The organism is Sinorhizobium sp. CB7, from assembly GCF_041357635.1.
Taxonomy (GTDB): domain Bacteria; phylum Pseudomonadota; class Alphaproteobacteria; order Rhizobiales; family Rhizobiaceae; genus Rhizobium.
In genome coordinates this window covers 146536-155913 of the sequence record NZ_JAULLL010000018.1, presented here as the reverse complement: position 1 = coordinate 155913, position 9378 = coordinate 146536, and the positions used below count along the sequence as shown (strand labels likewise).

The 9378-nt window shown below is 60.2% G+C and carries 8 protein-coding genes; 1 reads left to right on the top strand and 7 read right to left on the bottom strand.

Features of this window, described 5'->3' with window-relative positions; genetic code table 11:
• Positions 1–345 precede the first annotated feature (345 nt).
• The 4 genes from AAE029_RS28255 to AAE029_RS28240 all read right to left on the bottom strand — a co-directional run bounded on the left by AAE029_RS28255 (position 346) and on the right by AAE029_RS28240 (position 4415).
• Complete coding sequence (locus tag AAE029_RS28255; protein WP_371076237.1) at positions 346–1320, bottom strand: aliphatic sulfonate ABC transporter substrate-binding protein; 975 nt, start codon at positions 1318–1320, stop codon at positions 346–348.
• A gap of 29 nt (positions 1321–1349) precedes the next feature.
• Positions 1350–2117, bottom strand: coding sequence for an ABC transporter ATP-binding protein (locus tag AAE029_RS28250; RefSeq protein ID WP_371076228.1), 768 nt, complete (start codon positions 2115–2117; stop codon positions 1350–1352).
• Complete coding sequence (locus AAE029_RS28245) at positions 2114–2848, bottom strand: ABC transporter permease (RefSeq protein WP_371076236.1); 735 nt, start codon at positions 2846–2848, stop codon at positions 2114–2116. The genes AAE029_RS28250 and AAE029_RS28245 overlap by 4 nt, the downstream gene beginning before the upstream one ends.
• A gap of 133 nt (positions 2849–2981) precedes the next feature.
• Entirely contained in the window at positions 2982–4415 is a 1434-nt protein-coding gene (locus AAE029_RS28240; RefSeq protein WP_371076227.1) for a sulfatase, read from the bottom strand.
• Positions 4416–4649: 234 nt separating this feature from the next.
• Between AAE029_RS28240 and AAE029_RS28235 the strand changes: the two genes are divergently transcribed.
• Positions 4650–5681: a LacI family DNA-binding transcriptional regulator gene (locus tag AAE029_RS28235; RefSeq protein WP_371076226.1), complete on the top strand. Its 1032-nt coding sequence runs from the start codon at positions 4650–4652 to the stop codon at positions 5679–5681.
• 517 nt (positions 5682–6198) lie between these two features.
• Here the strand turns inward: AAE029_RS28235 and AAE029_RS28230 are convergent.
• Genes AAE029_RS28230 through AAE029_RS28220 form a run of 3 tightly spaced genes read right to left on the bottom strand, consistent with a single transcriptional unit; the run spans position 6199 to position 9373 of the window.
• Positions 6199–7281 carry an ABC transporter ATP-binding protein gene (locus AAE029_RS28230; protein ID WP_371076225.1) on the bottom strand — a complete coding sequence of 361 codons (1083 nt, stop codon included), beginning with the start codon at positions 7279–7281 and terminating at the stop codon, positions 6199–6201.
• A gap of 8 nt (positions 7282–7289) precedes the next feature.
• Entirely contained in the window at positions 7290–8342 is a 1053-nt protein-coding gene (locus tag AAE029_RS28225; RefSeq protein ID WP_371076224.1) for a carbohydrate ABC transporter permease, read from the bottom strand.
• Positions 8339–9373, bottom strand: a complete 1035-nt coding sequence (locus AAE029_RS28220) for a carbohydrate ABC transporter permease (RefSeq protein WP_371076223.1) — start codon at positions 9371–9373, stop codon at positions 8339–8341. Before AAE029_RS28220 ends, AAE029_RS28225 begins: the two co-directional genes overlap by 4 nt.
• Between the last annotated feature and the right edge of the window lie 5 nt (positions 9374–9378).

Genomic DNA, 9378 nt, shown 5'->3' with positions numbered 1-9378 from the left:
CGCCGTGCCGACGCACGGCGGCTGGATCCCTGTGACAAGCACAGGGAAGAGGGAGCTTGGGGAGGCTTCCGCGTCAAACAACTGCCTCCGAAATAAGGGTGGATTTCAGGCGGTGATTGGGGAACGGGCGACTTAAACTCCCTTACCTGTGCCTGTTACAGGAGGGCCGAGAGAGGCGCATCCCGGTCCTGATCATCGAGTTAAGCGGGCAGTCGTGTCCTCGCACTGCCCTTCATAGACACCCCGCCTAGCTCACGCATCAACACAGACAACCTTCTCCGAAAGCTCACATCCAGAGCGGGACGAGAACGGAAAACCGCACACATCCCGCTCTTTCCGCGCGAGCTAAGCAGCCGTGAACAGCTTACCTTCGTAGTACTTTTCCGGCGGAAGCGGATCCTTGAGGGTTCCGAAATCCTGGAACATTTTGTTGAAGTCGGCGAGCCACTTGTTGACCGTCCCGTCGTTAGTGAACGTGTCAAGCTCGGCGCTCGTCAGCATCTTGCGGCTCTTGGCGACCTTTGCGGTCGCGTCGGCAGGCGCCTTGAGGAAGGCAACCGTCAGCTCGATCGAACGGTCGAGGTTGGCGGCCCTGTAGTCCATCGCCTTCTTCATCACGCTCAGGAAGCTGGTGACGAGCTTGGGGTTTTCCTGGACGATTTCGTTGCGAGCGACATAGGTGTTGATGAAGGACGTATTCGGATAGAAATCCTCGTTGGCGATAAGTTCCTTCATGTCGGGAACGCGTGGCTTGATCGCATCGATCAGCGGATACCAAATACCGGCAGCGTCGATCTGCTTCGAGGAGAAGGCGGCAACGATCGTGCTCGGATCCATCGGCACCAGCTGAATATCGTTGACCGTCAAGCCCACCTTGGCGAGACCGAGGCGGAGGATCATATCGCCGGAGGTGCCCTGCGGAACGCCGACCTTCTTGCCCTTCAGATCGCCAAGCGAATTGATGCCAGCCTGTGCAATCACGCGATCGCTGAAGCCAATGTCGTTGACGCCGATGACCTTGGCGCGGCCGCTTGCCGGAAGCCAGAGGGCGCCAGGCCCGATCGTGCCGAAATTCAGGCTGCCCGCGCCCATTGCCTGGATCTGGATCGGGCCGTTGGTGAAGACCTTGAGATCGGGCTTGAGCCCCTCGGCATCCCACAGCTTCTGGTCTTCGGCGATCGCGAAGACGCTGGCGTTGGGGAAATCCGCGATATAGCCGATGCTCAGGGTATCTGAAGCGGCATTCGCCTTCCGGGCGAGCGGCAGGGTTCCAGCAGCGGCGAGCGCCGCGGTCGCCGTCATGAATGTACGTCTCGTCAGCATTGTCATTCCTCCTTTTATTCTCGCTGTCATTGGGATGCGGGGTGATAAACGGCGCGCCAGACTTGGTTGCGCAGTTCGGTGAATTCGGGCGAAAGCCTCACGTCTTCGGTACGGGGATAAGGCAAGTCGACGGGGATGATCTTGTGCAGCCGCCCGGGCCGCGCCGCCATCACGATTACCCGGCTGGCAAGATAGACGGCCTCGTCGACGTCATGGGTGATGAACATGACCGTGCGGCGCTCCTGGCTCCACATCGTCAGGAGCTGATCCTGCAGCTGTACGCGGGTCAGCGCATCGAGCGCTCCGAAGGGCTCGTCCATCAGCAGGATCTTCGGATTGACCGCATAAGCGCGCGCGATGGCGCAGCGCTGCTTCATGCCGCCCGAAAGGGTCTTTGGCAGGGAATCGGCGAAGTCGGAGAGACCGACGAGGGCGATGAAATGGTCGGCGATCCGCCGGCGATCCGTCTTCGCCAGACCGGCGATCTTGAGACCGAACTCGACGTTTTCGCGCACAGTAAGCCAGGGAAAGAGTGCATATTGCTGGAAGATGACGCCACGCTCCGGCCCCGGACCATGGACTTCCATGTCGTCGACCGCCACACGGCCGGAGGATGGCTCGGTGAGGCCTGCGGCGATGTTCATCGCCGTTGACTTGCCGCAGCCTGACGGCCCGACAACCGTGATGAATTCGCCGTCATCGATATCGAGCGAGAAATTGTCCAAGGCAAGGAACGACCCCTGCCCTTTGTCGAACGTCTTGGAGACGTTCCGGAAGGCGATTTTGGTGGTCATAGTCTCTCCTGCCAGGCCGTCAGGATTTTGTCGGCCGCCATGACGATCCGGTCCATGACGAGGCCAAGGACACCGATGGCGATCAGGCTCACGAAGATCGTCGGAAGGTCGTAGTAGAGTTGTGCTTGCTGCATGCGGAAGCCGAGGCCGGACTGCGCGGCGATGAGTTCGGCCGCGACGACCGTGGCCCAAGAAGAGCCGAGGCCGACGCGAACACCGACCATGATGTAGGGCGTGGATGCTGGAATGACGACGCGACGGAAAATGGTGAAATCGCCGGCGCCGAGCACGCGCGCGGCGTTGATCAAGGTTCTGTCGACGCTGATGACGCCCTGGTAAGTCGCAACGACGCTGGACAGAAATGCCGCCAGGAAGATGACGAAGATCTTCGGCGTTTCCTCTATGCCCATCGTCACAATGGCAAGCGGAATGATCGCAAGCGGCGGTATGGTGCGGAAGAACTGCACATAGGGCTCGATGATGCCGCGTGCCACGCGATACCATCCCATCAGGAAGCCGACGGGAACGGCAACCGCGACGCCCAGCGCAAAGCCGGTCAGCACGCGCCCGAGACTTGCAAGCGCATCATCAAGGAGCTGGCCGTTTTCCGCCTGGATCAGCGCCTGCGAAGCGACCTCAGTCGGCGTCGGCAGACCGACCAGCCCCTGCGCGGTGATCAATTGCCAGATCAGCAATCCCGCGGTGACGGAGACGATGTTGAGCACGAGCATGCCCGTCGCACTGGACAGGAAGGCTCGCGACGGCGCGCTATTTGTTGCTTCTGCGGTTGTCTCTGCCATCATTCCCGCCCTCCGCGGACGACACAGCGAAAGCCGACATGGGTCGTGGCGTGTCTTGCCGCGTTCATCGCGCACCTGCCATGACGTCACGCGTGCGGAAGTTCGACTCGATCAGCCAGTCGCGCAGCACGTCCAGCAGCTCCTGCCGCTTGTGGGCATAATCCGGATTGTCCCAGAGATTGCGGACTTCCTTCGGGTCGTTTTCGAGATCGAAGAGTTGCCCTTCTTCCGATCCCTTGAAATGCACGAGCTTCCAGCGATCGCTGCGGACGCCGGTGATGAATTCCGTGCCCGTGAGTGTCACGTCACCTGCCTGTTCGCAGAAGACGTGGGTGCGCGGCGTCCACTCGCCGCCCTCAAGGGCGGGCTTGAGGCTGCGCGCTTCGAATGACTTGGGCGGCTCGATACCCGCATATTCCAGGATAGTCGGGCCCAGATCGAAGAGCTGGCAGAGGCCGTTGACCTCGCGGCCGCCCTCGAAGCGGCCCGCGGTCGACCAGATGATCGTCGGCACGCGGGTGACGACGTCATACATCGACCATTTCTGGATCAGGCCGTGATCGCCAAGGCATTCGCCATGGTCGGAGGTGAAGATGACGATCGCATCCTCGAGATAGCCTCGCTCCTTCAGGGCTTCCAATAGCTCGCCGATCTTTTCGTCAATCAGCGTTACATTGCCGAGATAGTGCGACCAGAGACGCTGCATCTGCTCGGGTGTCGGATCGAGGCTCCAGACGACTGAATCGTGGTCCACCTCGACATCATGGACGCGCTTTTCCTTGAGCACCGACGGTAGCCCATCCAGCTCCTCCTTCGTCGGCTTCGGCAGTGGCAGATCATTGCGCCGGAGATAGGGCTCGGAGTAGCGGGCGGGCGGGTCGTAGGGCGGATGCGGCCCGGGCAGGCCGACCTGCAGGAAAAGCGGCTCGCTCTGCGGGTAGGTGTTCACCCACCACTTGGCCATATTGCCGACGAACGCATCCGAGTGCAGTTCCTCCGGCAATTCCCAATCAAAGGCGCCAAGGCGTTCCTTGTAATCGTCGCGCTTGCGATAGAGTTCGCGCTGTTGCTTCACCAGGCCGTTTGCGGCAAGCGCCTTATCCCATTCATCGAAATACCAGCGGCCTTCGAGATATCGGTCCTTGTTCTCGACGACGTAGCGTTCGTGAAAACCGGAATCCGAATTATAGGGAATGGTGTGCATCTTGCCGATATTGACGCAGCGATAGCCGGCATCCTTCAGCTTTTCGACCCATGTACGCTGCCAGGCCTGCCCGTTGCTGAGAACGCCGGTCGTATGGGGATAGTAGCCGGTGAAGAGACTGGCGCGGGAGGGGACGCAACTCGGCGCCGTGATGTGGCAATCGGTGAAAGTCACGGCCTTTTTTGCAAGTGCATCGAGGTTCGGTGTCGAAGCGTAAGGAAAACCTAGGGCGGCGATAGAATCATAGCGCTGCTGATCCGTCATGATCAAAATGATGTTGGGCCGATCAGCCATGATTGACACTCCCGATTGCCGGTTCGTGATGAAAGTTCAATGTTGATTAAATCTACAAACTGAGTGCACTATAAGAACGTGAAATGTCTCGCGAGTAGTTGCCTGTTTGAAGCATTGAAATTCCTCCGTGGACCAAGCTCAAGGCTGGCCCTTGTCCTCACCGGCGAAACATGGCACAAAGTTAGCGCTAACGCAACGCTCACTTTGAGCCTTTTTCCCGACGGGAGCGGCACTATGGCTGGAGAGACTGGGGAAGGTGAGGCCCGAACACCCTTGACGCTCGCATCGATTGCCGATCGCGTTGGCGTTTCGGTCAATACCGTCTCGCGCGCACTCAGGGCACCGAATACCGTGCGTGCCGAACTCAGGCGACAGATCGCCAAGGCGATGGAGGAGCTGAACTATGTTCCGAACCGGCTCGCCGGCGGACTGGCGGGAACACGCTCCGACATCGTCGGGGTCGTCGTGACGTCGCTCTATTATTCGGAATTCGCCGGAATCGTCGACACGCTGCAGTCCGCACTTCTTTCAAGCAACCTGCAGGTCATGCTGGCCAATACGCGCTACGATGCCGAACAGGAACTGCGCCTGGTGCGCTCGATTTTGAGCTGGCGGCCTGCCGCCGTTGCCATCATCGGCGTCGACCACCATCCCAAGGTCGACGAGCTGCTGCGCGCATCCGGCGTACCGATCATCGAGATGTGGGATTTGAACGGCACGATCATCGATTCTGCGGTCGGCCTCGATCATCGGGCGATCGGCGCGTCGCAGGCTGCACATCTCATCGGGTGCGGCTACCGGCAACTCGCTTTTCTGGGCAGTGTCCGGGAAAACGATGCCCGTGCGCGCAAGCGTGCGGAAGGAATGAAGGAGCGTGTGATCGAGAGCGGCTTGAGCCCCGTCGTCATGGCCACGCGGCAGGAAAGCGGGCATCCCGATCTGGGAGAGGCACTCGCGTTCGACCTTCTCGATCGGCATCCGGAAATCGACGGCATCGTCTGCAACAGTGACGTTGTCGCATTCGGAGTCCTGCGCGCGTTGCGAAAGAGAGGAAAGCGGGTACCGGACGATATCGGCGTCATCGGATTCGGCGACAGCGAGGCCGGTGCATGCATGACCCCGTCGCTGACGACGGTCCGGCCGGATCGCGAACGCATCGGACGCCTGACGGCGGAGATGATCGTGTCGCGCATCAATGACGGACCCTCTCAGCGCGTCTCGGTAGACTGGCAGCTGCTCGAGCGCGAAAGTACCCGAAGCGTCTAGACGTGAGCTTTCAGGAGGTTGTCCAAGTTGTAGCGCGAGATAGCGGTTGTCTGGCGCGGACGCTTCCCCAATTTCCCTCATTCCTGTGCCTGTCACAGGAATCCAGCCGCCGTGCGTCGGCACGGCGAAAAGACTCCTGTCAACTGGTCGACTTGCTCATTGGTCGTTATGGTGGAACCAGGCAAAGAGATCTCCCGCCATCTGCCGGCATCGCGAAAAGGCGAGTCTCCCGCGCCGTGGACACGGCGCTGCTGGATTCCTGTGACAGGCACAGGAATGAGGCAAGATGGGGCGACGGCGGCGCCAAACAACCAACAATGAGATCGTGGATTGGCAGGATGCCCTGTAGGCCACCCCTCATGGAAATCCCACCTCACCGATCAGCAAGGACAACCTCCTGAGAGTTCATAATTAGAGCGGTTCAGCGTTTCTTGGAACCGCAAAACCGCACTAACCCTTTGTTTTTACGGAATTCCGTATGGGAAACCGCTTCTCACTTTTCCTGCAATCGCCCTACCTAAGACAGGCGATCTCCGTCCTCGCCAAACAGATGTAGCAGTTCCGGATCGAACCGCAGCGCCAGGCCGTCCCCCACCTTCAACCGCTTCTGCCCGGCAAGGACCGCCACCAGCTTCTTATGGCCCTCTGCCTCGGCATGAACGACGGTTTCGGAACCGAGCTCTTCGACAAGAGTGATGCGCGTTTCCATCGTGCCGGAAGCCCCTTGATCCGCAAGTGTGACATGCTGGGGACGGATGCCGACGCTGACTTTTTCGCGGGCGGTGTGCGAGGCCGCGGCCGGGACAGAAAGGCGATGGCCGCCGACGGTTTCGATTTGCGCGGACTTGCCGTCGTGGCCAACGATCCTGCCTTCGAGAAAATTCATGTGCGGCGCGCCGATGAAACCGGCAACGAAGCGATTGGCGGGTTTGTTGTAGAGCTCCAGGGGCGTGCCGACCTGTTCGATCCGGCCGCGTCGCAACACGACGATGCGGTCAGCAAGCGTCATGGCCTCGACCTGGTCGTGGGTGACATAGATCATCGTGGCCTTGAGACGGGCGTGAAGGGCCGCAAGCTCGGCGCGCATGCTGACCCGCAATTCGGCATCAAGATTGGAAAGCGGCTCGTCGAGCAGGAAGGCGTCCGGACGGCGCACGATGGCACGGCCGATCGCGACGCGCTGGCGCTGGCCGCCAGAAAGCTGGCCGGGGCGACGCCGCAGGAACGGTTCGATTTCCAGCATCCGGGCCGCATCGTTAATCCGCGTTTCGATCTCGTCCTTCGGCACCTTTGTATTTTCGAGACCGAAGGCAAGGTTCTGGCGCACGCTCATATGCGGATAGAGCGCGTAGGACTGGAAGACCATGGCAAGGCCACGATCGGCGGCGGTGATCTGCGTTACATCCTTGCCATCGATGGAGACGCTGCCGCTCGTCGGCTTGTCGAGGCCGGCGATCAGGCGCAGAAGCGTCGATTTCCCGCAGCCGGAAGGGCCGACGAAAGCGATGAATTCGCCGTCCTCTACGGCAAGCGAAACGTCGCGGATCACCTCGACTGCACCGAAATTCTTGACGATATTACTGAGCTCGAGCCGGCTCATGCACTCTCCTATTTCAGGCCGGAACCGGCGATGCCGGTGGTGATGAAACGCTGCAGGAAAACGAAGATCAGCACGACCGGGATCATCGAGACGACCGTCATCGCGAGGATATAGTGCCACTGCACATTGAGTTCGCCCGCATAGACGTTGAGGCCGACCTGCAGCGTATAGAGCTCCTTGCGCGAGAGCACGATCAGCGGCCAGAGGAAGTCGTTCCAGCGCCAGACCACCGAGAAGATGGCGAGCACGGCAAGTGCTGGCGCAGAGAGCGGCAGCACGATGCGCCAATAGATCTGCCATTCGCTGGCCTTGTCCATGCGCGCGGCATCGATCAGTTCGTCGGGGATGGTCAGCATATATTGGCGGAGCAGGAAGACGCCGGTCGGTGTTGCGACCGTCGGCAGGATGACGCCCCAGAGACTGTCGAAAAGGTTGAGCGTGCCGATGACGGAATAGAGCGGCACGACGATGACCGAAAGCGGCACCATCAGCGTCGCAAGGATCATCAGCATGACGGCGGCGCGGCCCGGAAACTGGTACTTCGATAGCGCAAATGCGGCCATAGAATTGACGAGCAGGGTGATGATCGTCGCAACGGATGTCACGAAGACGGAATTGCGCAGGAAGAGGAAGAAGTCGAAACGTTCGAAGGGCTCGGTATAGTTGCCGGCGGCAAATTCGACCTCGCGAACCGGGGTGCGGTCCTTGATGTTCGTCTTGATGATCTCACCGGGTGCCTTCGGATCGACCATCTGGGCGATGATGCCGATACGCCTGATCTCGGCAAGCACGCGCCGGCTGCCATCCGGCATTGTGACGTTGTAAACCGGCAGCGGCTTGTCATAGCCCGGCACCGTCGCCTGCTCCGTCACGTAGGGCAGGAAGGAGGGTGGGAACTCGGCAAGGGCGGCAGGCGTCTTGAAAGAGGAAAGAACCAGCCAGACCGCCGGCCCAAACATCAGGAACAGGCCGCAAATCAGCCAGATCCAGCTGACCACATCCGTCCAATGCCAGCCGCGGCCGCCGCGACGGCGGAAGATGAAGGCGGCGATCCCATTCATTCACGCTCTTCCTTCTTTTCGGTGCGCCTGCCGACGCCGAGCTGGATCAACGTCAGGATGACGAGCACGATCCCCATCAGGATCGAAGCGGCAGATGCAAGACCGGGATTGCGCAGCGAGCTCGCAAAGCCGGTCTCATAAATATATTGCGTGATATACATGGTGCTTGTCCCCGGCCCGCCGCCGGTGAGAACGAACACCTCGTCAAAGATCTGCACTGCACGGATCAGCGCCAGCACCAGCACGACGATCAGGTTCGGCATGAGCAGCGGCAGGGTGATGCGCCAGAAGATGCGGGTGGGACCCGCCTTGTCCATGGCTGCGGCTTCATAGAGGTCCTTCGGGATCGCCTGCAGACCGGCGAGCAGGATCAGCGCGTAGAAGCCCATATGCGCCCAGACCGAGACGAAAACGGCAAAAAAGAAAGACCAGAAACGGTCGCTGAGCCAGGAGAACGGCTCGAAGCCAAAGGGAGAGAGCGCATAGTTCAGGAGGCCTTGCCGCTGCAGGATCCATTTCCAGATAAGGCCGACCACGACCGGCGACAGCAGCACCGGAAAGAAGAAGACGGCGCGCCAGAAGCCGCGATTGGAAAGCTCCCGATTGAGGATCAAGGCCGTCGCCAGTGACACGATGATCATCGCCGTCACCTGGAAGACGACAAAGACCGCCGTATTGCGCACCGCGCTCCAGAAGGTATCGGCCGCGCAACTTGCCGGATCGAGATAGTTCCGGCAATCGAACAGAATGCGATACTGGTCCGCACCCACATAGGTGCGGCTGGGAAGAAAGATGGCGCTGCCGCTGGTCGTCGAATAGATGAAGTTGATGACCAGCGGCACGAGTACGAAGATGGTGAAGATCAGCATGTTCGGTGCCAGGAAAATGCCCGCCATGCCGCCAAGTCCCGTCAGCCTCTGCCAGGCCCGCATCGGGATGTCGATCAATCCCATAACGAACCCGACAGGCGTGTAGAGAACCTGTCGCAGGCCGGCTTTCGCCGATGACTCGGAAGCGGTCTCCACCGTCATATGCT